Source organism: Xanthomonas sp. LMG 8993 (genome assembly GCF_009835065.2).
GTDB classification, from domain to species: Bacteria; Pseudomonadota; Gammaproteobacteria; order Xanthomonadales; family Xanthomonadaceae; genus Xanthomonas; species Xanthomonas arboricola.
The window spans coordinates 134,405-157,614 of record NZ_QVIF02000013.1 but is presented as its reverse complement, the minus strand read 5'-3'; the positions used below and the strand labels follow the sequence as shown (position 1 = coordinate 157,614).

Here is a 23,210-nt window from a genome sequence, read left to right as displayed (position 1 = left end):
TGCGAAGCGAGCCGGCCATATTAGCAGGCTTTTCATCTTCGTCAACCCCTCGTGAAGAGGAAGTTGCCGCCGCTGCACTTCAATCCGCCGTAGCGTCTTTCCGTGTAGCGAGCCGCCCATCATAGCCGGCTTTTCCGTTTCGTCAACACCCTAAATCAGGGAATTTTCGAACCCTTTCCGCTCTGGTTCCGCGTTTGCGGGTCCGTTGCGTCGGGGGAGGCGAACTATAGGCCCAAGCGGAGCATTTGGGAAGGGTTTTGTGAAAAAAATTTCACGATGCTCTTCTCTGCTGCAACGGCACGCCCTTGTAGTGCGCTATGGCAAGCCGCCGATCCGACTCAGGCGTTACGCCCCTCTCTATATAGAGGTCACCGCACAGCGGGGTTGCCGCTATGCAGCAACCTCGCGGCAGCTCAGCCGCCGACCAGCGCCACACGGGCGAAATTGCGTTTACCTACCTGGATGACACCTTCGAAGCCTGGCCCGAACTGGCGTGCCGGATCTTCGACCACTTCGCCATCGACCTTGACCGCTCGCTCCTTGAGCTTACGCATAGCTTCCGAATTACTTGGCGTCAGGCCAGCTGCAGTAAGCAGGCTTGCGATGCGCAGACCTTCGGCCGGTACAGCGACCTCCTGCAGCGGCAACAGACTGGTGTCGCCCTGCCCTGTCACTACCGCGTGCCAGCCGGCAATGGCCTGCTCTGCGGTGGCAGCGTCGTGGAAACGTGCGGTGAGTTCGCGTGCCAGCCGCAATTTGACCTCACGCGGGTGCAGTTCACCCGAGGCGACCTGCGCCTTCAGGCGCTCTGCTTCCGCCACGCTGATGTCGAAAGACAGCAGATCGATCCAGCGCCAGGTCAGCTCGTCGCCGATCTTCATGGTCTTGGTGACGATGTCGATGGCCGGCTCGTTGATGCCGATGTAGTTGCCCAGCGACTTGGACATCTTGGCCACGCCGTCCAGGCCTTCCAGCAGCGGCATCGTCAGCACGACCTGCGGGGCCTGGCCGTAGTGCTCCTGCAGGCCACGGCCCATCAACAGGTTGAACTTCTGGTCGGTACCGCCCAGTTCGACGTCCGCCGTCAGGGCGACCGAGTCGTAGCCCTGCACCAGCGGATACAGGAATTCGTGGATGGCGATCGGCTGCTGGCCAGTGAAGCGCTTGGCGAAGTCGTCGCGCTCGAGCATGCGCGCCACCGTGTGCTGCGCGGACAGCTTGATCATGTCCGCCGCGCTCATCTGGCCGAACCACTCGGAGTTGAAGCGCACCTCGGTGCGTTCGCGGTCCAGGATCTTGAAGACCTGCTCCTCATAGGTACGCGCATTGGCCAGCACATCGTCGCGGCTCAGCGGCTTGCGGGTGACGTTCTTGCCGCTCGGGTCGCCGATCATGCCGGTGAAGTCACCGATCAGGAAGATCACCTGGTGCCCGAGCTGCTGGAACTGCCGCATCTTGTTGAGCAACACGGTGTGGCCCAGATGCAGATCCGGCGCGGTGGGATCGAAACCGGCCTTGACCCGCAGGGGCACACCTGATTTCAGTCGCGCTTCGAGCTGATCGAGCTTGAGGATCTCCTCGGTGCCGCGACCGATGAGTGCGAGGGATTCTTCGATAGTGGCCAACCACAGACTCCAGCGGCGTTTGCCGTCAACAACGTGAACGATGTTAAACGCGGGTTAATTCCGCGCCAAATGAAAATGTTGAACAGGCTCAATGGTTTGACGCGCTGTTACAGGCTGTCTATGGTACCGGCGATTGGGCTCGCACTTCGAGCCAGCGAGGAATTTGAACGATGCAGAATTCAGAGCAGGGCCGTGCACGCAAGCGGCGCTTTCACGAACGCCTCCACGTCCTCCACGACACTGCCCTGCATCGCAAGCTCAAGGCGCATCTCCCGGCGGCGTTCAACGACCGGTGGACACGCCGTCATTGGATCCATGCCAGCCTGTTCGCGACCATCGGTGCGCTGGTGGCCACGATCGTGCCGGGCTTCTCCAATGCCATCGATACCCCGCTGTCCAGCCATTCCACGCTGGCCTTGCCGCTGCCGCCGTTGGTGCCGAGCCGCAAGCAACTGGCGCCGAGCACCGATTGGGAAATTCTGCAGGTCAAGTCCGGGCAGACGCTGAGCACCTTGTTCGGCGAGTTGGGAATCCCGACCGCGGTGATGTACCAGGTGCTGGCGCATCCGGGCACCAAGGAGGCGCTGACCAAGCTGCGTCCGGGCGCCGAGATTGCCTTCGATATGCCGACGCCGGGCGAGTTGCGCGCATTGCGCTTCGACCGCGACGACAGCCACCGCGTGGAGTTGCGCCTGCTGGGCGATAGCGTGCGCGAGAACGTCACCGAGCGGGCGACGACCACGCGCACCGTGGTGGCAAGCGGGGAAATCAGCAGCTCGCTGTACGCCTCGGCCGGCAAGTCGGGGCTGTCGCCGGCGGCGGTGGCGGTCATGACCGACGAGATCTTCAAGTACGACATCGACTTCGACAAGGATCTGCAGCCGGGCGATCGTTTCAGCGTGGTGATGGACGAAACCTGGCGCGAGGGCGAGCGGATCAATACCGGCGACATCCTGGCAGCGACCTTTACCACCGGCGGCAAGACCTACACCGGCTTCCGCTTCGAGCGTGCCGGCAAGCCGGCCGAGTATTTCGACATCACCGGCCGGCCGTTGAAGAAGAGCTTCATCCGCATGCCGGTGGCCTACAGCCGCATCAGCTCGACCTTTGGCGCACGCAAGCATCCGGTGCTGGGCACCATGCGCATGCACAAGGGCGTGGACTACGCGGCAGCCTCGGGCACGCCGATCATGGCTGCCGGCGATGCGCGGGTGGTGTTCGTCGGCACCCAGCGCGGCTACGGCAATGTGGTGATCCTGGACCACGGCAGGAACTTCAGCACGCTGTATGGGCATATGTCGCGCTTCGGCAAGATCAAGGCCGGCCAGCGCATCAACCAGGGCACGGTGATCGGCTATGTCGGCATGACCGGCCTGGCGACCGGCCCGCATCTGCATTACGAATTCCGCGTTGCCGGGCAGCAGCGCAACCCGATGTCGGTGACCATGCCGCCGCCCGAGCCCTTGCAGGGTGCCGAGCTGGCCGCCTTCCGCGCGCAGACGGCGCCGGCGCTGGCGCGTATCGAAGGCATGGAGAAGTTGATCTACGCCGACGCCGGCAAGCCCGCCAAGGGCAAGCCGCGCGGTTGAGTGGCGGCGGCTGACTCCTCAGCCGCCGACATGGCCATCGCCGGTCGGATGGCTGCGCGGCGTTCGCGAAGGAGCTGATAGCTCATGCAACGTTGCGGCCGGCACCGGATCGCTGCCAGCGTCCAGTGGAAACCATGATGCCGACGCGACAGTCGGCGCTGCCGGTGCAGCGCTGACTATCGAGCGTAGAGCCGATTGGCCTCACCGTGAGGCGTGCCGGGGCGGTTGACTCTCCCACCCCGGCTGCACAAGCTGCATGACCACTGTGCAACTGGCTCTGGCATGTCTGCTCCGGAACACCTGGAATCCCCGCTCTACCTGGGCCTGATGTCGGGCACCAGCGCCGATGGCATCGATGCCGCACTGGTGCGCTTTGCCGATGACAGCCATCGCCGCTGCGAACTGGTTGCCGGCACCACCGTGGCCTGGGAGCCGCAACTGCGCGAGACGCTGGTGATGCTGGGCCAGGGCGCCGACGTGATCGCCATCGATACGCTTGGACACCTGGATGCGCAGGTGGGGCTGGCGTTTGCGGCCGCGGCCAATCAACTGATCCGCGACAGCGGCATCGCGCGTGGGCGCGTTCGCGCGATCGGCTCGCATGGGCAGACCATTCGGCATCGACCCAAGGCCGATCCGGCCTTTACCTGGCAGATCGGCGATGCCAGCCGGATTGCCGAGCACACCGGCATCACCACGGTGGCCGATTTCCGCCGTCGCGATGTGGCTGCCGGCGGTCAGGGCGCGCCGCTGATGCCGGCCTTTCATCTGGCCATGCTGGGCACGGGCGATGAAGACCGCGCGGTGCTCAATCTGGGCGGCATCGGTAACCTGACGCTGATCCCGCGCGATGGCGCGGTGCTGGGCTTCGATACCGGGCCGGCCAATGCATTGCTGGACAGCTGGTGCCAGCAGCATCGCGGCACGGCGTTCGATGCCGACGGTGCGTTCGCCGCCAGCGGGCGCGTCGATACCCCACTGCTGCAGGCGTTGCTGGCCGACCCTTGGTTTGCGCTGGCGCCGCCCAAGAGCACCGGGCGCGAACAGTTCCATCTGGACTGGGCGATGCAGGCGATGCGGTCGCTGGGAGACGTGGCGCTGTCTGCGGCCGATGTGCAGGCGACCCTGCTCGAACTGACCGCGGCCAGTGTCGCCGACGCGTTGCTGCGGCTGCAGCCCGATACCCGCCGGGTGCTGGTGTGCGGTGGCGGGGTGCGCAATCCGGTATTGATGGCACGACTGGCGGCGCGACTGCCGGGCGTGGTGGTGGAATCCAGCGCGCGGCATGGGCTGGATCCGGACTATCTGGAGGCGATGGGGTTCGCATGGTTGGCCGCGGAGCTGCTCGCAGGCCGGGCCGCCAATCTGCCGTCGGTGACCGGGGCGGCCGGGCCGCGGTTGCTGGGAGCGATCCATCCGGCGTGACAGGCCTGGATCAGTTGCGAGCGCCCGCAGTCGCAACATCCTCGCGCCGGATGGATTCGCACGCGAGGCAGCGCTGGCTGACCGTTTGCAGCTACGGACTATTCCCCGCCGGCAGCGCCTTGAGCGCGGCAATCGCTTCGGCCAGGGCATCGACTTCCGGGTGTTGCAGGCCGCCGGTGACTTCGTATTCGCTGGCGAACAGGCCCTGTTCGAGCAGATGCATCACGGTCTGATGCTGGGTCCAGCCGCGAGCGACGGAGATGCGACGAATCCTGTCCACCAGCAATGGATCGATGTCCCGCAACACCAGATCGGTCATGCCCTGCCTCGTGCACTGCGCTGCCCCGCCTGCATCATCGACAACCTGGGCGGCCGTTTCAATCCGGGCGCCCATCGCGGGCATCCAGCCGCGGCCACAGCCAGGCAAGCAGGGCCAGCGTGGGAACCACGGTCAGGGCGCTGAGGATGAAGAAGGTGCTGTAGGAGGTGGCCTCGACCAGGAACCCGGACACACCGCCGGCGAATTTACCCGGCAAATTGGCCAGCGACACCAGCAAGGCGTACTGGGTGGCGGTGAAATTGCGATTTGTCAGCGATGACATGAAGGCCACCAGCACGGTACCGGCGAACCCCTGGAACAGATTGTCGGCACTGAGTGCGGCGTAGAACGCCCACAATTTGCCAGGGTTCTGCGCCATCAACAAAAACGCCAGGTTGGACAGCGCCACGCCCAGGGCGGCCACCAGCAGCATGCGACGGAAGCCGAACGCCGCCACCGCCGCACCGCCGGCGAACGCGCCGACGATGCCCATCCACACGCCGAACAGCTTGGACACCGTGGCGATGTCGGCCTTGGTGTAGCCCGAATCCAGATAGAACGGCCCGGCCATCACGCCGATCACCTGATCCGGAAACTTGAACAGGCCGACAAATGCCAGCAGGACGATGCCCAGCGCCAGCCCATTGCTGGAGAAGAAACTGGAAATGGGCTGCCAGAATGCGCCGGCTACGTCGATGCGACGCACCACCGTGACCAGCGGCCGGTCCGGCTCGCGGCATACCAGGGTGGTGATGATCGGCAGCAGCATCAGCGCCGACATGGCCAGGTACGCCGAAGTCCAGTTGAGGTATTCGGCCAGATACAGCGCCCCGGCGCCACCGAGGATCAGGCCGATCCGATAGCCCAGGGTGTAGGTCGCCGCCAAGGCGGCCTGCGCGGTATCTGGGGCAATTTCGATGCGGTAGGCATCCACCACCGAATCCTGCGTGGCGCCCCAGAACGAGGCGAACAGCACCCAGGCGACCAGGCCGGTGACACTCATGTCCGGGCGCGAAAACGCCAGTGCGAACAGGCCGGCAGTGACGCCGAGTTGCGAGACCAGCAGCCAGGAACGCCGGCGGCCCAGAAACGCGGTGATCGGGAACGCATAGCGGTCGATCAGCGGAGCCCACAGGAACTTGAGCAGGTAGAAGAAGCTGGCCAGGCTGATCAGACCGATGCTGCCCAGATCCAGCCCGACGTCGCGCAGCCGGGTGGACAGGGTCTGCGAGGCGATCAACAGAAACGGCAGACCGCTGCCGAAACCCAGCAGTGCCATGGTTGCCGCCGATGGCGTGGCGAAGGCCTGCCGGATGCCGCGCAGTCCTTTGTAGTTGGGTACAGGCTTGGTCATGCGTGTGGCCGCTGGGAACGGGTGCTGATTGTTGCCGGGCGGGCAGTATCGCTAGCCGCTGCACGGATTGACCTGCCGGAAAGGCATGATTGGCTCCATGAAGGATCAATCACCATCAGGCTGCGGCCAGGCACAGCCTGCACGCACTCGACGTTGATCTGCATGGGGTGGCTGGAAGCACACCGCTGGGGGGCCTGGCCAACCGTTCCCATGCTCGTCGCTGCCAGCCGCGCGCCCTCACTCACTCCGCGTAATCCACGATGTACGGCGCGTGGTCGGAGAAGCGCTGCTCGCGGTAGATGGAGCAGGCCTTCACCTTGTCGCGCAGGCCGGGGGTGACCAGTTGGTAGTCGATGCGCCAACCGACGTTGTTGGTGCGCGCCGCGCCGCGGTTGCTCCACCAGGTGTAGTCCTGGCCCTGGGGATGCAACACGCGGTAGGTATCGACCCAGCCGCGGCCGCTGGCGGCGTTGGCGTCTTCCAGCGCATCGGCACACAGGCCGTTGAGCCAGTCGCGCTCGGGCGGCAGGCAGCCGGAATTCTTCTGGTTGGACTTCCAGTTCTTGATGTCCAGCGCCGAGCGCACGATGTTCCAGTCGCCGCACAGCACGTACTGCCGGCCGCTGGCCAGCCACTGCTCCAGGATCGGCCGCAGCCATTCCATCACATGGAACTTGTAGCCCTGGCGCAACTCGCCCGACGAGCCGGACGGAATATAGAAGGACACCACGCTGAGGTTGCCGAAGCGCGCTTCGACATAGCGGCCTTCTTCGTCGAACTCGGGCCAGCCCAGCGCGGTGCGCACTTCATCGGGCTCGTGCCTGCTGTAGATGGCCACGCCGCTGTAGCCCTTCTTGGTGCTGGCGTCGCGGAACCAGGCCTTGTAGCCGCTGGGCAGGAACTTGGGACCGGCCAGCTGATGCTCCTGGGCCTTGGTCTCCTGCACGCACAGCACGTCGGCGTCCTGGTCGGCGAACCACTCGAAGAAACCCTTGGTGACGGCCGAGCGCAGGCCGTTGGCGTTGAAACTGATGATGCGCATGAATGAAGAGCCGGGATTCGGGAATGGGGATTGGAGATTCGGGAAAGCGTACCGCATCAGCGGATGCCGCAAGGCGCGACCGGCTATGCTTTCCAATCCCGAGTCCCCACTCCCCAATCTCGTCACCATGACCGACCACCGCACCCGTTTCCTGCAGCTGGCCCTGGGCGCCGATGCCCTGCGCTTTGGCGAGTTCACGCTCAAGTCCGGGCGGCTCAGCCCGTATTTCTTCAATGCCGGGCGCTTCGATTCGGGCGCCAAGACTGCGCAGCTGGCGCAGTGCTATGCCGATGCGATCGACGCGGCCGGGGTGGAGTACGACCTGTTGTTCGGGCCGGCCTACAAGGGCATCCCGCTGGCGACCGCACTGGCCTGCGCCTATGCCGGACGCGGGCGCGACCTGCCGCTGGCGTTCAACCGCAAGGAAGCCAAGGACCATGGCGAGGGCGGCAGCCTGATCGGTGCGCCGCTTGAGGGCCGCAAGGTGTTGATCGTCGACGACGTGATCACTGCCGGCACCGCGATCCGCGAGGCGCTGGGCATCATCCGTGGCGCCGGCGGCATTCCGTCCGGGATCGTGGTGGCGCTGGACCGGCAGGAGATCGCCTCCGAGCAGGATCGCCGCTCGGCTGCGCAGGCGGTGGCGGCCGAGGCCGGCATCCCGGTGATCGCGGTGGCCAACCTGGGCGACCTGCTTGCTTTTGCGGCAGGAAACGCCGACCTTGTCGGCTTCCGGGAACCGCTGCTGGCCTATCGTGGCCGCTACGGCACCGACACCACAGGCTGACGGCAGGCGACAGGGGGCTGCGATGATGCCGAGACACACCCGTTTGGCGTTACTCGCCGCCGTTGCGGCAGCCGTGGCCGCCGCGCCTGCCATCGCGCAGGACAAGCCGGCCGCGAAGAAGCTGTATTGCTGGAACCAGAACGGCGCCCGGGTGTGCAGCGATACGCTGCCGCCGGAGGCGGTCAATCAGGCGCGTGACGAATTCAACGCCAAGAGCGGCCTGCGCAGCGCCGAGGTGCAGCGCGCCATGAGCAGCGACGAGCGCGCCGCAGCAGCCGCCAGCGAGCAGCAACGCCAGGCCGACCTGGCCGCCGAGCAGATGCGGCAGCGCACCGACCAGGCGATGTTGATGTCCTACCAGAGCGAGGACGACCTGCGCCGGGTCTTCAACGAGCGCATCGCCATCGTCGACAACAACATCCACACCGCGCGCTTCAACGTGACCAGCCTGCGCGAAGGGCTGGCCAGCATGCTGCGCAGCGCCGGCGACCGCGAACTGGCCGGCCAGGCGGTGGCCGACAAGCTGGCCGCCGACATCCAGCAACGCCATCGCGAACTGATGGCGCAATTGCGTCTGCAGACCAGCTTCGAGCAGCAACGGGTGGCGCTGGACGGCGAGATCGCCGACATCCTGCAGCGCTACCGGGCGATGAAGGAGCCGCCGGCCGGCGCGGCGCCAACCGGCTGACCGGCGCAGCCGTCATTTCCGCCCGTGCAGCGCACTGCGGCGGGCGGCATTTCCCGATCCGACGCCCTGCCCGCATAATGGCCGGTCTTACTCCCTGCCCACGAGGCTCTCCCGCATGGCCCGGATCATCGCCATTGCCAACCAGAAAGGCGGCGTCGGCAAGACCACGACCGCGGTCAATCTGGCGGCCGGCCTGGCGCGCGCGCCCAAGCGTGTGTTGCTGGTGGATCTGGACTCGCAGGGCAACGCGACCATGGGCAGCGGCATCGACAAGCGCGACGTGGCCGCCTCGACCTGCGACCTGTTGCTGGGCGAAAACACCGCCGCCGAAATCCGCGTCACCGCGCCGGAAGGCTTCGACCTGCTGCCGGGCAACATCGACCTGACCGCGGCCGAGATCCAGCTGATGGATCAGGGCGAGCGCGAGCAGCGGCTCAAGCGCGCCCTGGCGCCGATCCGCGACGAGTACGACTTCATCCTGATCGACTGCCCGCCGGCGTTGTCGCTGCTGACGCTCAATGCCCTGACCGCGGCCGATTCGATCATCGTGCCGATGCAGTGCGAGTACTACGCGCTGGAAGGACTGACCGCGCTGCTGGAAACCATTGAGGCGTTGCGCGCCAACCTCAATCCGGCGCTGGAAATCGAAGGCGTGCTGCGCACGATGTTCGACATCCGCAACAACCTTGCCAATGCGGTGTCGGCCGAGCTGACCGAGCATTTCGGCGACAAGGTGTTCCGCACCATCGTGCCGCGCAACGTGCGCCTGGCCGAGGCGCCCAGCCATGGCCAGAGCATCGTCGGTTACGACCGCACCTCGCGCGGTGGCGTGGCCTACCTGGGGCTGGCCGGCGAAATCGTGCGCCGCCAGAACGACCGCAACAAGGCCTATCGGCCCGTGGAGACCGTCTGATGAACAAGCCGATCCCCGCAAAGAAGCGCGGCCTGGGCCGTGGCCTGGAAGCGCTGCTGGGGCCGAAGGGCGCGGCCGCCGCCGCGGCGCCGAGCGTGGCCAGCGAGGAGGCCTTGCAGCCGGGCGACAGCCTGCGCCGGTTGCCGGTCACCCAGTTGCAGCCGGGCAAGTACCAGCCGCGCAAGGAGATGGACGAGGTCAAGCTGGCCGAGCTGGCGGAGTCGATCAAGGCGCAGGGGGTGATCCAGCCGATCGTGGCGCGCGAGCTGGCACCGGGGCAATTCGAGATCGTGGCCGGTGAACGTCGCTGGCGCGCCTCGCAGCTGGCCGGGCTGAGCGAAGTCCCCGTGGTGGTGCGCGAGCTGGACGACCGCACCGTCATCGCGATGGCGCTGATCGAGAACATCCAGCGCGAAGACCTCAACCCGCTGGAAGAAGCGCAGGCGCTGCAGCGCTTGATCGACGAATTTTCGCTGACCCACGCCGAGGCCGCCGGTGCGGTGGGCCGTTCGCGTGCGTCGGTGTCCAACCTGCTGCGGCTGCTGGAATTGCCGGTGGCAATCCGCGTGCTGCTGGAAACCCGCCGCCTGGAAATGGGCCATGCGCGGGCGCTGCTGACCCTGGCGCCGGAGCTGGCCAGCAAACTGGCACAGGAAGCGGCCGACCAGGGCTGGTCGGTGCGCGAGGTCGAACACCGTGCGCAGCAGTTCGCCGCCGGCAAGGTGCCCGGCGCATTGCGCAAGGGCAAGCCGGCCGCTGCTGCACCGCAGGCCGATATCGCCTCGCTGGAGACCGAACTGTCCGAATCGCTGGGCACCAAGGTGGTGTTCAACCACGGCCGCGGCGGCAAGGGCAAGCTGGTGATCCACTACACCGACCTGGACACGCTGGACGGCGTGCTCGAACGCCTGCGCCTGCAGCGCAGCTGAGCCTGTGCACCCGCACCAGGAGCATCCCCGGCAATGAATCCCGCCAAGGTCGATCGCAAGCACCTGCTGCATCTGACCGACCTGCCGAACGTGGGGCCGGCCTGCGAAAAGGATCTGCAGCGGATCGGCATCCGGGTTGCCGCGCAACTGCGCGGTCGCGACGCCTACGACATGTATGCGCAGCTGTGTCTGCGCACCGGCGTGCTGCACGACCCCTGCGTGATCGACGTGTTCCTGTCGATCACGCGCTTCATGCAAGGCGAGGCGCCACGGCCCTGGTGGGCGTTCAGCGCCGAACGCAAGGCAACCCTGGCCAGCGAAGCACCGCTCAGTCTGGGGTGAGTGCGCGCATGCGATCAGGTGCGGCCATCAACCGGAGCAACCCATGAGCACTGAAGACGACCAGATCAGCCCCGGCGGCAGCACGCTGATGCTGCACGCGCAGGAAAAGGCATTCGAGCCGGCACACGGCGGCGACTGCATCGAGCAGATCAGCGCACATATCGAGCAGCACCTGGGGCCGATCTCGGCCGTGCTGCACGAAATCATCTCCGACGCCGTGCATCTGGACGTGCATGTGGTGCCCGCCACTGCGGATGTCCCGTACCTGCGGCTGGTGACCTCGGGCATGAGCGACCGGCCGATGACCCTGCCCGAGGGCGTGGAAGCGCCGCAGTACATGGAGCTGATGCTGAGCCTGCCCGCCGATTGGCCGATGGACCAGCGCGACTTCGAAGACCCGCGCCACTACTGGCCGGTCCGCCTGCTCAAGACCCTGGCCCGGCTGCCACACAAGTTCGAGACCTGGCTGGGCTTCGGCCACACCATTCCCAATGGCCACCCGGCCGAACCCTACGCACCCGGCGTGCGCTTCGACGGCGCCATCGTGCTGCCGCCGGTGAGCACGCCCGAGGGATTTGCGCGCCTGGCCATCGATGCCGACAAGACCATCGTGTTCATGACGGTGGTGCCGCTGTATCCGGAGGAGATGGCGCTGAAACTGAAGGACGGCAGCGATGCGCTGCTGGATCGCTTCGATGCCAAGGGGATTGGGGACATCATTGCGCTCGATCGCGTCAACGTCGCCAAAAAGCGCTTCGGGCTGTTCTGAGCGCCGCCTGCCTGCCCGCCCGCTTCCGATATCTCCAGGACCACTGCAATGACCATTCTCGTCACCGGCGCCGCCGGTTTCATCGGGGCCTACACCTGCCGTGCGCTGGCTGCGCGCGGTGAGTCGGTGGTGGGCCTGGACAACTACAACAACTACTACGACCCGCAGCTCAAGCGCGACCGGGTGGCGGCGCTGTGCCCGGGCATCGACATCCGCACGCTGGACCTGACCGACCGCGACGGCCTGGCCGCGTTGTTCGACCAGATCCGGCCGACGCGCGTGGTGCATCTGGCCGCGCAGGCCGGGGTGCGTTACTCGCTGGAAAACCCGTCCGCCTACGTCGACAGCAACCTGGTCGGCTTCGTCAACATGCTCGAGCTGTGCCGGCATCGGGGCGTGCAGCACCTGGTGTATGCCTCGAGCAGTTCGGTGTACGGCGACTCGGCCACCCCGCCGTTTTCCGAAGACCAGCGCGTGGACCAGCCGCGCTCGCTGTATGCGGCGACAAAGGCCGCCAACGAATTGATGGGCTATACCTATGCGCAGCTGTACGGCCTGCGCGCGACCGGGCTGCGGTTCTTCACCGTGTACGGGCCGTGGGGCCGGCCGGACATGGCGCCGCTGATCTTCAGCCGCGCGGTGCTGGCGGGGCGGCCGATCGAGGTGTTCAACCACGGCAGGATGCAGCGCGACTTCACCTTCGTCGACGACATCGTGGCCGGCGTGCTGGGCGCGCTGGACGCGCCCAGCGGCGAGCCAGTGCCGCACCGGGTGTTCAACCTGGGCAACCACACCCCGGTGGAGCTGGAATACTTCATCGACGTGATCGCCCAGGCCGCCGGGCGCCCGGCCGAGAAGGTCTACCGGCCAATGCAGCCGGGCGACATGATCCGCACCATGGCCGATACGCAGCGCGCGCACGCCGCCTTCGGCTTCGAGCCGGCCACCCCGGTCGAGCACGGCCTGCCGCAGGTGGTGGACTGGTGCCGCAGTTATTTCGGTGAGCGCGCCTAGGGCACAGGTTCGCTTCATGCCTGACTCAGACAGTCAGGGCACAATGCGCGATCTTTTTCGCTCAGCCTTCATCTGGCACCACGAATCCATGAGCCAACCCCAGCTTTCCGTCGTCGTCCCGGTGTTCAACGAGCGCGACAACGTCGCCGCCCTGGTCGGCGAAATCGTCGCCGCCTTGCGCGGGCTGGTGGCGTTCGAGATCGTCTATGTCGACGACCACTCGCGCGACGACACCCTGGCGGTGCTGCAAGGCCTGAAGACCACCACGCCGGAACTGCGCGTGTTGCATCACGTGACCCAGAGCGGCCAGAGCACGGCGGTGCGCAATGGCGTCAAGGCCGCGCGTGCGAGCTGGATCGCCACGCTCGACGGCGACGGCCAGAACGACCCAGCCGACATTCCCAAGCTGCTGACCGCCCGCGCCAGTGCCGAGCCGCAGGTGAAGCTGTTCGCCGGCTGGCGGGTCAACCGCCAGGATTCGGGGTCCAAGCGCTGGGCCAGCAAGTGGGCCAACGCGATCCGTTCGCGCATGCTGCACGACAACACCCCCGATACCGGCTGTGGCATCAAGCTGTTCGAGCGCGAGGCGTTCCTGGACCTGCCCTACTTCGATCATATGCACCGCTATCTGCCGGCATTGATGCAGCGTGCCGGCTGGCGCACGGTGAGCGTACCCGTGCATCACCGCCATCGCACCGCCGGCGTGTCCAAGTACAACAACCTCAATCGCGCGCTGGTCGGCATCCGCGACCTGCGCGGCGTGGCCTGGTTGATCACCCGCAGCAAGCGCACCGTGGTGCAGGAGCGCTGATGGAACTGCATTGGCTGGATCAACCGCTGACCTGGCTGTACTGGACCGGGCTGCATGTCACCGGCTGGAAGCTGATCGGCTATGTGGGCGCACTGATGTTCGGCGGCCGCTGGCTGGTGCAATTCGTCGCTTCCAAGCGCGCCGGCAAGCCGGTGATCCCGCGCATGTTCTGGTACATGAGCGTGGTCGGCAGCCTGATGACGCTGAGCTACTTCGTGTTCTCGGCCAAGCAGGATTCGGTGGGCGTGCTGCAGAACCTGTTCCCGGCGTTCACCGCGTTCTACAGCCTGTATCTGGATGTGAAGCATCGCGGCTGGAGGCGGGATCGGGCGGTGCATTGAGCGGGGATTGGGGAGTGGGGATTGGGGATTCGTAAGTGCGGCACTCCTGCTCCACGTTTCCGGGCTTTGAGGCGATGCTGGTTGCGTAGCTGGGCTGATTGAGCGTGCTGCATTGACTCTGCTTTCGGTGGATAACGTCAGGGGCTCGCTAGCTGCGGTCAACGCGTTTTTTCGTACGTCGCGATGCGCTGGTTACCGACCTGGAATGAGGCGCGTGGCCGATGCCGCAGCTGTTTGCTCATCGGCACGCTGTGCCTATGTCCAGCGCGCTCCTCCATCGTCCGTTGTCCGGGTCGGCGCCGCTTGCGGCGCATTGGCACCTGCGGCTGTACACGCATCAGCAGGTGCCGTTGTTTGCCGACTGGCGTTGCGCGCGCGCGGCCGCGGCCAGCCTTGCGGCGGCCGGTCATTGGCAGGGTGCGCAGTTGCTGTGCTGGGTGCTGCTGCCGGACAGTTGGTGTGCGCTGTTGCAGGCGCCGGGCAAGGCTGCGCTGCTGCAACTGGCTGCGGTCGCACGACAGGCGGCTGCCGAGGCGGTCAATCGCGCGCGCGGCCGTGGCGGGACGGTGTGGCAGCCGCAGATGCAGGCGTCGGCGCTTGCGCCGACTGAGGACCACCGACAGTTCGCGCGCGCGCTGGTGGCGTTGCCAGTACGCGCAGGGCTGGCCGCGCAGATCGGTGGGTATCCGTACTGGGATGCGGTCTGGCTGTTGCATGACCGCGCTGCACACGGCGCCGCGATTGCAGCGCCAGATGATCGCGCACGCATGCCGGGTCCGGGACGCAGGTGACCGTGATCGCGTGCATTCGTCTGGCTTGAGCCGGAAAGACCGACCCGCGTCTTCGCCTGTCAGCCTTGCGGGATATCTGTGCGAGCGACATCTGCTCGATCAACATTTGACGTCCAGCGGCGCCTGCTCGATCAACGTCTGACGTCGAGCGGCGTCTGTTCGGGCGACGCCTGACGTCGACCGCCTACGCCTGTCGGAGCGGGCCGCGCGCTGCGGTGATAGCCTGCATCTGCCAGCGCCGAGCACGGTGTGGTCGGCAGCTGTGGCGACGCGACCTGCCCTGGCGGTAAGCCGGCAGGGCAGTCGCCCGGGACGTACCGGCCGGTCAAAATTCCAGTGGATGATCTGGAAGCAGGGCCTGCAACTGGCTGCGGAACAACCCGTGAATCCGCTGCAGTGCGGCTTCGGTATCGGCCTCGAAGCGCAGCACCAGGATCGGCGTGGTGTTTGAGGCACGCACCAGGCCCCAGCCGTCGGCGAAGTCCGCACGCAGCCCGTCGATCGTCGACAGCCGCGCCGATTCGAACGGAGATTCCTCGCCAGCCTGGGCACGCTCGACAAAGCGCGCGACCAGCGCGTGCGCATCGCCGTCCACCGGCACCTTGATTTCAGGCGTGGACACGCTTTCGGGCAGGGCGTCCAACACCTCCGACGGGGTTTCCTCGCGCTGGGCCAGGATTTCCAGCAGGCGTGCGGCCGCATAGATGCCGTCGTCGAAGCCGTACCAGCGCTCTTTGAAGAAGAAGTGCCCGCTCATCTCGCCGGCCAGTTCGGCGTCGGTCTCGCGCATCTTGGCCTTGATCAACGAATGCCCGGTCTTCCACATCAACGGGCTGCCGCCGTTGCGCAGCACGTGATCGGACAACTTGCCGGTGCACTTGACGTCGTAGATCACCAGCGCGCCGGGATTGCGCTGCAGCACATCGGCGGCGAACAGCATCAGCAGACGGTCCGGGAACACCATGGAACCCTGCTTGGTGACCACGCCCAGACGATCGGCATCGCCATCGAAGGCCACGCCGATATCGGCATCGAAGCGCTGCACCATCTTGACCAGGTCGTCGAGGTTGTGCGGCTCGCTCGGATCGGGATGATGATTGGGGAAGGTGCCGTCGATCTCGCAGTACAGCGGGATGACCTCGGCGCCGATCGCTTCCAGCAGGCGCGGTGCGATATCGCCGGCCACGCCGTTGCCGGCATCCACCACCACCTTGATCGGGCGGTCCAGCTGCACGTCGTCGGCAATGCGCTGGATGTAGGCGTCGCTGATGTCGCGCTGTTCCAGCTCGCCAGGCGTTGCCGCGGTGTGCAGGCGGCCTTCGTTGATGCGCTGGTGCAGTTCGGCGATCGCCGCTCCGGACAGGGTCTCGCCACCGATCACGATCTTGAAGCCGTTGTAGTCGGGCGGATTGTGGCTGCCGGTGACCGCCACGCAGCTGCCGGCGCGCAGTTCGTAGGCGCCGAAATACACCACCGGGGTGGGCGCCAGGCCGATGTCGATCACCTGGCAGCCGGCGCGGCGCAGGCCGTCGATCAGGCCATTGGCGAGCTCCGGGCCCGACAGCCGCCCATCGCGGCCGACCACTACCTCACGCAGGCCCTGCGCCTGCATCACGCTGCCGATGGCCTGGCCGATCAACGCGGCGACGCCGGGATTGAGATCTTTGCCGACCACGCCACGGATGTCGTAAGCGCGGAACATCTCGGTGGCGACCTGCACGGCCGGCACCAGCGCTGGCGGTGAGGGCGGCGCATCTGCGTCCAGCGGGCGCGCCTGGCTGGCGAGGCTGGCGTCGTGCTGCAGGCTCTGGCTGAAGGTGGGTTCGTCGGCGGTCGGTTCGCCGGACACGCGGCGACGCGGCAAGGCGACGCGGCCACGGCTGGCCAGCACCAACAGCACAGCGATGACGAGCAGCAGCGCGGCCACGATCGCGCAGCCCACGGCGCCCAGACCCAGCGGGCCGTCATCGCGTTGTGGTACCGCGGCGGCCACGCGCAGGCCGCTGTTACCCAGTGGCCTGGCCAGGGTTTCGGCAGCATCGGCCAGCACCAGATCGCCCTGCTGGGCAACGTTGTAGCTGCCCTGGCGCAAGGCCAGGTACGCACTGCCGGGCACTACGATCGCATCCAGCGGGCCGGTCAGACGTAACAACGGCAGCCGCGCGTACGCCACCGCCGGTTGCGCGCCCAGGCGCACCGCTGCCGCCACGCCGAGGCGGACCTGCCTGGCATCGCGCACCACGTGCACCTGCGCACGCTCGGCCACCAGTGCCGACTCGAGCAGGCTCAGCCGCGCGTAGCCGAAGTCCTTGGGATTGTCGTAGGCGGCAGCGAGGTCGCCGGACAGGACCTGCACATCCTCGGCGCCCTTGAAGCGCTCGCGGATGCTCGAAGCGGCCGCCAGCGCGTCGCCATTGGCCAACGCGGCGATGACCTGTGGCTGCTTGAGCACGGCATCGAGCTGGCTGGCCTGCTGGGCCATGGCCCGGCTGATGTCCTGTACGGCGCGGTCGCGCGCCTGTTCCAGCTCCTGCGCAACCGCATCCTGGCGCCATTGCGTGTAGCTGCTCCAGCCGAACCAGGCAGCCAGCAGCACCAACACCCCCCCCAACACCGGACCACTCGTACGCACGCTGGACATCGACTGCCTGCGCTCGTTCGCCTTGCTCATGTGACGTCCCCCGTCAGCGCACGCCGGTGTGGCCGAATCCACCCGCTCCCCGCGCGCTGTCGACGAAAGTATCCACCACTTGCAAGCCCACGCGCACGATCGGCAGGATCACCAGCTGTGCGATGCGGTCGCCCGGCTCGATGGTGAAGGCCTCACGGCCGCGATTCCAGGTGCTGATCAGCAGCGGCCCCTGGTAATCGGCATCGATGAGCCCGGTGCCGTTGCCGAGCACGATGCCGTGGCGATGGCCCAGGCCCGAGCGCGGCAGGATCACCGCGCACAGCTGCGGGTCGGCCAGATGGATGGCGATGCCGCTGGGAATCAGCGCCGCATCGCCCGGTTCCAGCGTCATCGGCGCTTCCAGCGCGGCGCGCAGGTCCATGCCGGCGCTGGCGTCGGTGGCGTAGGCCGGCAGCGGCCACAGATCGCCAAAGCGCGGGTCGAGCAGCTTCACCTGCAGGGACTGGGTCGGGGTGCTCATGCCTGCAATCTCTCCGCGATCAGGGCCAACAGCTGGTCGGCCAATTCGGTCTTGCTGCTGCTGGGGAAGGCGCGCTCGCCGCCCTGCCAGTAGGCGGTGGCGGCGTTGTTGTCGCTTTCGAAGCCGCCGCCCTCGATCCCCACCTGGTTGGCGATGATCAGGTCCAGCCGCTTGGCGGCCAGCTTGCCACGCGCGTAATGCTCGACGTCGTGCGTTTCGGCGGCAAAGCCGACCACCAGCTTCAGCGCGCCGGTCTGCGCGGCGACCTCGGCCAGGATGTCCGGGGTGCGCACCAGTTCCAGGGTCAGCGTCTCGCCGGTCTTCTTGATCTTCTGCGCGACCACCCGCTTGGGGGTGTAGTCAGCCACTGCGGCGGCGCCGATGTAGATGTCGGCCGGGAACGCGCCCAGCACCGCATCGCGCATCTGCGCAGCCGAACGCACGTCAATCCGCCGCACCCCGGCCGGGGTGGTCTGGTGCACCGGGCCGCTGACCAGTACCACGTCGGCGCCCTGGCTGGCAGCGGCAGCGGCCAGGGCATAGCCCATCTTGCCGCTGCTGCGGTTGCCCACGTAGCGCACCGGGTCCAGGTCCTCGAAGGTGGGGCCGGCGCTGATCACGATGCGCAGGCCGTCCAGTTGCGCGCTGCTGGGCACGAACGCCGGGGCGGCAGCGGCCTTGGAGGCGAGCGGCGCGGCGCTGCCGGCACCGCCGGCCAGGGCGGCGATGATCGCCGCCGGCTCGGCCAGCCGGCCGGGGCCGGACTCGCCTTCGGCCAGCGGGCCGTCCTCGGGACCGACCACGCGCACGCCGCGCGCGGACAGGGTCGCCACGTTTGCCTGCGTGGCCGGGTGCAGCCACATGCGGTGGTTCATTGCCGGGGCCACGGTCAGCGGCGCGGTGGTGGCCAGGCACAGCGTGCTGACCAGATCGTCGGCCAGGCCGTGCGCCAGCCGCGCCAGCAGGTCGGCGGTAGCCGGGGCGACGATCACCTGATCGGCCCAGCGCGCCAGTTCGATATGTCCCATCGCCTGCTCGGCGGCGCTGTCCCATAACGTGGTGCGGGTGGGCTGCCCGGACAGTGCCTGGAAGCTGAGCGGGGTGACGAATTGTTGCGCGCCGCTGGTCATGGCGACCTGCACCTGCGCACCGGCGTCGCGCAGGCGACGGACCAGTTCGAGCGATTTGTAAGCGGCAATGCCTCCGCCGACGCACAGCAGCAAGCGCTGTCCGTCCAGGGGGCGGGCCTGAGTGGAGCCGATCACGTCGGAGTCGTCCTACGGTTACAAGGACAACTAGATTAGCCGATGCCCCCGTCCGGCCTGATAGGCGTGAGCGATGAGCACCGGCAATCTCGCCATATGCACATTCACGACTGGCCCACCCACGAACGCCCGCGCGAGAAACTGCTGGCGCGCGGGGCGCCTGCCCTGTCCGATGCCGAGCTGCTGGCGATCTTTGTCGGCTCCGGCCTGCGCGGCCAGGACGCCGTCCAGACCGGACGCAATCTGCTGCTGCGCCACGGCCCGCTGCGCGTGCTGCTGGATCACACGGCGCCCGCCCTGGCGCGCCTGCCCGGCCTGGGTCCGGCCTCAGCCTGCAAGCTCAGTGCGGCGCTGGAACTGGCGCACCGTCACCTGCTGAGCGCACTGGAACGCGGCGACGCGCTCAGCGACCCGACCAGCGTCGGCCGCTACTTTTCGCAGCGGCTGCGTGCGCGCCCCTACGAGGTGTTCGCGGTGCTGTACCTGGACACCCGCCATCACGCCATCGCCTTCGAGGAAGTGTTCACCGGCACCATCGACGGGGCCGACATCCACACGCGCGAAGTGGTGCGGCGGGCGCTACTGCACAATGCCGCGGCGGTGATCGTCGGGCACAACCACCCTTCAGGCAATCCGGAGCCGTCCGAGGCCGACCGCGCGGTCACCCGGCGCCTGCTGGATGCATTTGAGCTGGTGGATATCCGCCTGCTGGACCACTTCGTGATCGGCGACGGGCGTCCGGTCTCGCTGGCCGAGCGCGGCTGGCTGGGATGAGCGCGCGGCGGTGACCTGAACCGTCGGCCCGACCCCGGGGCGCGCGGTCGGGTAAAATCGGTGGTTTCGTTCCAAGCAGATCCCACGTGAAAGCCCAACTCCGCGCACTGATCGGCCAAGGCATTGAAGCCTTGCGCGCCAACGGTACCCTGCCTGCCGACACCCTGCCGCCGGATTTTGTGGTCGAGCGGCCCAAGACGCGCGAGCACGGCGACTTCGCCACCAATGCCGCGATGCTGCTGGCCAAGCCGGCGCGCAGCAACCCGCGCGCGCTGGCCCAGGCGCTGGTCGCCGCATTGCCGGCCAGCGACGACGTGGCCAAGGTGGAGATCGCCGGCCCGGGCTTCATCAACTTCCACCTCGCCCCCACCGCCTACCAGCGCGAAGTGGCGCATGTGCTCAAGCAGGGCCACGACTACGGCCGCGGGCTGGCCGGCAACGGCCGCTCGGTGGGCGTGGAATACGTCTCGGCCAACCCGACCGGCCCGCTGCACGTCGGCCACGGCCGCGCCGCGGCGATCGGCGACAGCCTGGCGCGCGTGCTCGATGCCAACGGCTGGAACGTCAAGCGCGAGTTCTACTACAACGATGCCGGCGTGCAGATCGAGAACCTGGCCCTGTCGGTGCAGGCGCGCGCACAGGGGCTCACCCCCGACAGTGACGGCTGGCCGGAGAACGGCTACCGCGGCGACTACATCGCCGATGTGGCCACCGCCTATCTGGCTGGCGACACCGTCGACCTGGAAGGCCACCTGGTCACCGGCGGCAAGGACCCTGCCGATTTCGACGCGATCCGCCGCTTCGCCGTGGCCTACCTGCGTAACGAGCAGAACCACGACCTGGCCGCGTTCCGCGTCGATTTCGATATCTATTTCCTGGAAAGCTCGCTGTATAAGGACGGCAAGGTCGAAGAGGCGGTGCAGAAGCTGATCGCCTCCGGCCATACCTACGAGGAAGGCGGTGCGTTGTGGTTGAAGTCCACCGACTTCGGCGACGACAAGGACCGGGTGATGCGCAAGTCCGACGGCACCTACACCTACTTCGTGCCGGACGTGGCCTATCACCTGACCAAGTGGCAGCGCGGCTACGAGCGCGCGATCACCGAGCTGGGGGCCGATCACCACGGCTCGCTGACGCGCGTGCGCGCCGGCCTGCAGGCGCTGGAACTGGGCATCCCGCAAGGCTGGCCGGAATACGTGCTGCACCAGATGGTCACGGTGATGCGTGGCGGCGAGGAAGTGAAACTGTCCAAGCGTGCCGGCAGCTACGTCACCCTGCGCGATCTGATCGAGGAAACCAGCGCCGATGCGGTGCGCTGGTTCCTGATCGCGCGCAAGCCCGACTCGCAGCTCACCTTCGACATCGACCTGGCCCGTCAGCAGAGCAACGACAACCCGGTGTTCTACGTGCAGTACGCACATGCCCGCGTCTGCAGCGTGCTGCGGCAGGCGCAGGAGAAGGGCTACAAGTACGAGCAGGCGCATGGACTGGCCGAGCTGGCGCGCCTGGACGACGAGCATTCGCTCAACGTCATGGTCGAGCTGTCGCGCTATGCGGAGGTGGTGGACATCGCCGGGCAGACGCTGGAGCCGTACCAGATCGCGCAATACCTGCGTGAATTGGCGCACGCCTTCCACACGTGGTATCACAACACCAAACTGCTGGTGGACGATGCCGCAGAGCGCGACGCCAAGCTCACCCTCGCCGTCGCCACGCAACAGGTGCTCGCCAACGGCCTGGAACTGCTTGGCGTCAGCGCCCCAGAAAAGATGTAAGCCGGGCCGCATGGCCCGCAACGACGTGATTCGGAGAAGTGGTAGATGGCAGCACGACGCGGTAAGAGTCAGGCGCGACGCAACACCAGCAATGGCACCCCCGGTTGGGTGTGGTTGGTGGCGGGCGCTGCGATTGCGGCAGTGATCTTTCTGGCCGCGCCCAACCTGTTCAAGAAGGACGGCGACGGCTTCCTGCGCGTAGGCCCGCGCGCCAACCCCGACGCACAGCCCGAGCCGGTGGCCGATGCCGACGTGGATACGCCGGCCGAGCTGCCCAAGCCCAGCGCGCAACCGCCCAAGCCGCAGGCCAAGCCGGGCGATGCGCAGACCCAGTACGACTTCTATACCTTGCTGCCCGGCAAGGAGGTGCAGATGTCCGATGCCGAGCTGGCGGCCAGCGCGCGCGCCGAGGAAGCTGCACGTGCGCGCGCCGCATTGGAAGGCAAGCCGGTCGCGCCTGCACCGGGTGCGAGTGTGGCGGCAGCCACGCCGGCCGCCAGCGTGCCGGTCCCGTTGACCGAAACGGCCGCCAGCGCGCCGAAGCCATTGGCCGAGACCGCCCCGGCACGCCCGGCCGCCACCCCGGCCCCGGCCAGCACTGCGGCACTGAGCACGCCGGCTGCAACCGCTGCGCCGAAGCCGGCAGCGACGGCAGCAGCTGCCACCCCGGCAGCTGCCTCTGCAGTGACCGACAACACCCGCTACATCCTGCAGGCCGGCTCGTTCGGCGCCTCCGGCGATGCCGAATCGACCAAGGCCAAGCTGGCGATGATGGGCCTGGCCGCACGCGTGGAGTCGGCCGACATCAGCGGCAAGACCGTCTACCGCGTGCGCATGGGGCCGTACGGCAGCGCCAGCGAACTGGCAGAAGCCAAGCAGAAACTGACCGGTAGCGGCTTGCCCGCCATTGCGATCAAGGCGCAGTAGCCGCCGTGCTGCAGCGCACCGCCGGCCTGTGGTTGTGGTGGGGACTGATCGGCGCGGCGCACGCCACCGAGCAGATTCCCGACCGCATCCGGATCGACGGGCAGGACGCGGTGCTGCTGGCCGAGCCATTGGCGCCGGTGCTGGACGACCAGGCCACCTGGCAACGGTTCGTGGCGCATGCGCGGCCGGCGCTGGGCAGTTGCAGTGCAAACTGGCGCGGCTACCAGGCCGATTGGCGCGTGGAGCAGACGCAAGTGCTGCTGGATCGCATCGTCATCGGTGCCTGCGACACCGCGCCGCCGGCGTTACCGCTCGAGGTGTTGTTCCCCGGACGAACCGCCCCGGTCGCCGCGGACTGGATCGACGGTGAGCTGGTGATCGCCCTGCCAACCGCCGCGAGCGCCGGCGACACCGCACCCGGCACCGCAGAAGCACCGTATCTGCTCCTGCAGGTGCAACACGGTCGCGTAGTGACGCGCGAGCCGCTCAGTGAGGCCGAGCTGCGCGCGCGCCGTGCCCAGGCCCACGCACCCGGCGCTGCCACCACCCCCTGATCCCTTTGCCTGACCCCCTCGTTC

23 protein-coding genes are annotated in these 23,210 nt (G+C 67.3%); 16 read left to right on the top strand and 7 right to left on the bottom strand.

The genetic code is table 11. The features are described 5' to 3' along the window. Positions 1-413: 413 nt before the first annotated feature. Complete coding sequence (tyrS, locus tag DYQ94_RS19840) at positions 414-1,625, bottom strand: tyrosine--tRNA ligase (protein ID WP_126966478.1); 1,212 nt, start codon at positions 1,623-1,625, stop codon at positions 414-416. A 170-nt stretch (positions 1,626-1,795) separates the two neighbouring features. Here tyrS and DYQ94_RS19835 point away from each other — a divergent pair, with 170 nt between their 5' ends. Next, on the top strand, positions 1,796-3,214 hold the full coding sequence (locus DYQ94_RS19835) for a M23 family metallopeptidase (RefSeq protein ID WP_024940463.1): 1,419 nt from the start codon (positions 1,796-1,798) through the stop codon (positions 3,212-3,214). Between the two features lie 282 nt (positions 3,215-3,496). After that, a complete protein-coding gene (locus DYQ94_RS19830) occupies positions 3,497-4,639 on the top strand; it encodes an anhydro-N-acetylmuramic acid kinase (RefSeq protein ID WP_102582049.1) in 1,143 nt (380 codons plus the stop codon). A 91-nt stretch (positions 4,640-4,730) separates the two neighbouring features. Here DYQ94_RS19830 and DYQ94_RS19825 read toward each other — a convergent pair whose 3' ends face one another. The 3 genes from DYQ94_RS19825 to DYQ94_RS19815 form a co-directional block, all read right to left on the bottom strand. Beyond that, positions 4,731-4,958, bottom strand: coding sequence for a hypothetical protein (locus DYQ94_RS19825; RefSeq protein ID WP_016901952.1), 228 nt, complete (start codon positions 4,956-4,958; stop codon positions 4,731-4,733). Positions 4,959-5,016: 58 nt separating this feature from the next. Then, positions 5,017-6,312: an AmpG family muropeptide MFS transporter gene (locus tag DYQ94_RS19820; protein ID WP_016901953.1), complete on the bottom strand. Its 1,296-nt coding sequence runs from the start codon at positions 6,310-6,312 to the stop codon at positions 5,017-5,019. 241 nt (positions 6,313-6,553) lie between these two features. Next, a complete protein-coding gene (locus DYQ94_RS19815; protein WP_126966477.1) occupies positions 6,554-7,354 on the bottom strand; it encodes an exodeoxyribonuclease III in 801 nt (266 codons plus the stop codon). Between the two features lie 127 nt (positions 7,355-7,481). Here DYQ94_RS19815 and pyrE point away from each other — a divergent pair, with 127 nt between their 5' ends. From pyrE to DYQ94_RS19765, 10 genes are all read left to right on the top strand, one after another. After that, complete coding sequence (gene pyrE, locus DYQ94_RS19810) at positions 7,482-8,141, top strand: orotate phosphoribosyltransferase (RefSeq protein ID WP_126966476.1); 660 nt, start codon at positions 7,482-7,484, stop codon at positions 8,139-8,141. A 22-nt stretch (positions 8,142-8,163) separates the two neighbouring features. Continuing rightward, positions 8,164-8,829, top strand: coding sequence for a hypothetical protein (locus DYQ94_RS19805; protein WP_102251044.1), 666 nt, complete (start codon positions 8,164-8,166; stop codon positions 8,827-8,829). A gap of 115 nt (positions 8,830-8,944) precedes the next feature. Beyond that, the gene (locus DYQ94_RS19800) at positions 8,945-9,742 is read left to right on the top strand and encodes a ParA family protein (protein ID WP_016901957.1); all 798 of its coding nucleotides are present in this window, start codon (positions 8,945-8,947) and stop codon (positions 9,740-9,742) included. Then, positions 9,742-10,671 carry a ParB/RepB/Spo0J family partition protein gene (locus DYQ94_RS19795; protein ID WP_024940457.1) on the top strand — a complete coding sequence of 310 codons (930 nt, stop codon included), beginning with the start codon at positions 9,742-9,744 and terminating at the stop codon, positions 10,669-10,671. Before DYQ94_RS19800 ends, DYQ94_RS19795 begins: the two co-directional genes overlap by 1 nt. 33 nt (positions 10,672-10,704) lie before the next feature. Continuing rightward, positions 10,705-11,013 (top strand): helix-hairpin-helix domain-containing protein, encoded by a 309-nt coding sequence (locus DYQ94_RS19790; protein WP_016901959.1) that lies wholly within the window; start codon positions 10,705-10,707, stop codon positions 11,011-11,013. A 43-nt stretch (positions 11,014-11,056) separates the two neighbouring features. Further along, the gene (locus tag DYQ94_RS19785) at positions 11,057-11,782 is read left to right on the top strand and encodes a suppressor of fused domain protein (RefSeq protein WP_054591270.1); all 726 of its coding nucleotides are present in this window, start codon (positions 11,057-11,059) and stop codon (positions 11,780-11,782) included. Positions 11,783-11,830: 48 nt separating this feature from the next. Then, positions 11,831-12,796, top strand: coding sequence for an SDR family NAD(P)-dependent oxidoreductase (locus DYQ94_RS19780; protein WP_126966475.1), 966 nt, complete (start codon positions 11,831-11,833; stop codon positions 12,794-12,796). A gap of 88 nt (positions 12,797-12,884) precedes the next feature. Then, positions 12,885-13,607, top strand: coding sequence for a glycosyltransferase family 2 protein (locus DYQ94_RS19775; RefSeq protein WP_024940453.1), 723 nt, complete (start codon positions 12,885-12,887; stop codon positions 13,605-13,607). Further along, the gene (locus DYQ94_RS19770; protein WP_016901963.1) at positions 13,607-13,948 is read left to right on the top strand and encodes a lipid-A-disaccharide synthase N-terminal domain-containing protein; all 342 of its coding nucleotides are present in this window, start codon (positions 13,607-13,609) and stop codon (positions 13,946-13,948) included. Before DYQ94_RS19775 ends, DYQ94_RS19770 begins: the two co-directional genes overlap by 1 nt. A gap of 221 nt (positions 13,949-14,169) precedes the next feature. After that, positions 14,170-14,739 carry a hypothetical protein gene (locus DYQ94_RS19765; protein WP_126966474.1) on the top strand — a complete coding sequence of 190 codons (570 nt, stop codon included), beginning with the start codon at positions 14,170-14,172 and terminating at the stop codon, positions 14,737-14,739. Between the two features lie 325 nt (positions 14,740-15,064). Here DYQ94_RS19765 and DYQ94_RS19760 read toward each other — a convergent pair whose 3' ends face one another. The 3 genes from DYQ94_RS19760 to coaBC are packed head-to-tail and all read right to left on the bottom strand — an operon-like array spanning position 15,065 to position 19,156. Then, the gene (locus tag DYQ94_RS19760) at positions 15,065-17,410 is read right to left on the bottom strand and encodes a phosphomannomutase/phosphoglucomutase (RefSeq protein WP_160954449.1); all 2,346 of its coding nucleotides are present in this window, start codon (positions 17,408-17,410) and stop codon (positions 15,065-15,067) included. A gap of 13 nt (positions 17,411-17,423) precedes the next feature. Next, the gene (dut, locus tag DYQ94_RS19755) at positions 17,424-17,891 is read right to left on the bottom strand and encodes a dUTP diphosphatase (RefSeq protein ID WP_016901966.1); all 468 of its coding nucleotides are present in this window, start codon (positions 17,889-17,891) and stop codon (positions 17,424-17,426) included. Continuing rightward, a complete protein-coding gene (gene coaBC, locus DYQ94_RS19750; RefSeq protein WP_024940449.1) occupies positions 17,888-19,156 on the bottom strand; it encodes a bifunctional phosphopantothenoylcysteine decarboxylase/phosphopantothenate--cysteine ligase CoaBC in 1,269 nt (422 codons plus the stop codon). The genes dut and coaBC overlap by 4 nt, the downstream gene beginning before the upstream one ends. A gap of 96 nt (positions 19,157-19,252) precedes the next feature. Between coaBC and radC the strand changes: the two genes are divergently transcribed. From radC to DYQ94_RS19730, 4 genes are all read left to right on the top strand, one after another. Next, entirely contained in the window at positions 19,253-19,930 is a 678-nt protein-coding gene (gene radC, locus DYQ94_RS19745) for a RadC family protein (protein WP_065033494.1), read from the top strand. 86 nt (positions 19,931-20,016) lie between these two features. Next, on the top strand, positions 20,017-21,705 hold the full coding sequence (gene argS / locus DYQ94_RS19740) for an arginine--tRNA ligase (RefSeq protein WP_065033493.1): 1,689 nt from the start codon (positions 20,017-20,019) through the stop codon (positions 21,703-21,705). 45 nt (positions 21,706-21,750) lie between these two features. Next, positions 21,751-22,632, top strand: a complete 882-nt coding sequence (locus DYQ94_RS19735; RefSeq protein WP_039524849.1) for an SPOR domain-containing protein — start codon at positions 21,751-21,753, stop codon at positions 22,630-22,632. 5 nt (positions 22,633-22,637) lie between these two features. Next, a complete protein-coding gene (locus DYQ94_RS19730; RefSeq protein ID WP_126966472.1) occupies positions 22,638-23,186 on the top strand; it encodes a hypothetical protein in 549 nt (182 codons plus the stop codon). The last annotated feature ends 24 nt before the right edge of the window (positions 23,187-23,210 follow it).

Bases quoted from the DNA above. Each gene is read 5' to 3' on its own strand.
- DYQ94_RS19760 (WP_160954449.1), bottom strand. From the start codon at position 17,410: ATGAGCAAGGCGAACGAGCGCAGGCAGTCGATGTCCAGCGTGCGTACG.
- DYQ94_RS19805 (WP_102251044.1), top strand. From the start codon at position 8,164: ATGATGCCGAGACACACCCGTTTGGCGTTACTCGCCGCCGTTGCGGCA.
- DYQ94_RS19775 (WP_024940453.1), top strand. From the start codon at position 12,885: ATGAGCCAACCCCAGCTTTCCGTCGTCGTCCCGGTGTTCAACGAGCGC.
- radC (WP_065033494.1), top strand. From the start codon at position 19,253: ATGCACATTCACGACTGGCCCACCCACGAACGCCCGCGCGAGAAACTG.
- DYQ94_RS19815 (WP_126966477.1), bottom strand. From the start codon at position 7,354: ATGCGCATCATCAGTTTCAACGCCAACGGCCTGCGCTCGGCCGTCACC.
- DYQ94_RS19735 (WP_039524849.1), top strand. From the start codon at position 21,751: ATGGCAGCACGACGCGGTAAGAGTCAGGCGCGACGCAACACCAGCAAT.
- DYQ94_RS19800 (WP_016901957.1), top strand. From the start codon at position 8,945: ATGGCCCGGATCATCGCCATTGCCAACCAGAAAGGCGGCGTCGGCAAG.
- DYQ94_RS19830 (WP_102582049.1), top strand. From the start codon at position 3,497: ATGTCTGCTCCGGAACACCTGGAATCCCCGCTCTACCTGGGCCTGATG.
- DYQ94_RS19820 (WP_016901953.1), bottom strand. From the start codon at position 6,312: ATGACCAAGCCTGTACCCAACTACAAAGGACTGCGCGGCATCCGGCAG.
- DYQ94_RS19785 (WP_054591270.1), top strand. From the start codon at position 11,057: ATGAGCACTGAAGACGACCAGATCAGCCCCGGCGGCAGCACGCTGATG.
- DYQ94_RS19780 (WP_126966475.1), top strand. From the start codon at position 11,831: ATGACCATTCTCGTCACCGGCGCCGCCGGTTTCATCGGGGCCTACACC.
- pyrE (WP_126966476.1), top strand. From the start codon at position 7,482: ATGACCGACCACCGCACCCGTTTCCTGCAGCTGGCCCTGGGCGCCGAT.
- DYQ94_RS19835 (WP_024940463.1), top strand. From the start codon at position 1,796: ATGCAGAATTCAGAGCAGGGCCGTGCACGCAAGCGGCGCTTTCACGAA.
- DYQ94_RS19790 (WP_016901959.1), top strand. From the start codon at position 10,705: ATGAATCCCGCCAAGGTCGATCGCAAGCACCTGCTGCATCTGACCGAC.
- DYQ94_RS19795 (WP_024940457.1), top strand. From the start codon at position 9,742: ATGAACAAGCCGATCCCCGCAAAGAAGCGCGGCCTGGGCCGTGGCCTG.
- dut (WP_016901966.1), bottom strand. From the start codon at position 17,891: ATGAGCACCCCGACCCAGTCCCTGCAGGTGAAGCTGCTCGACCCGCGC.
- DYQ94_RS19770 (WP_016901963.1), top strand. From the start codon at position 13,607: ATGGAACTGCATTGGCTGGATCAACCGCTGACCTGGCTGTACTGGACC.
- DYQ94_RS19765 (WP_126966474.1), top strand. From the start codon at position 14,170: ATGCCGCAGCTGTTTGCTCATCGGCACGCTGTGCCTATGTCCAGCGCG.
- DYQ94_RS19825 (WP_016901952.1), bottom strand. From the start codon at position 4,958: ATGACCGATCTGGTGTTGCGGGACATCGATCCATTGCTGGTGGACAGG.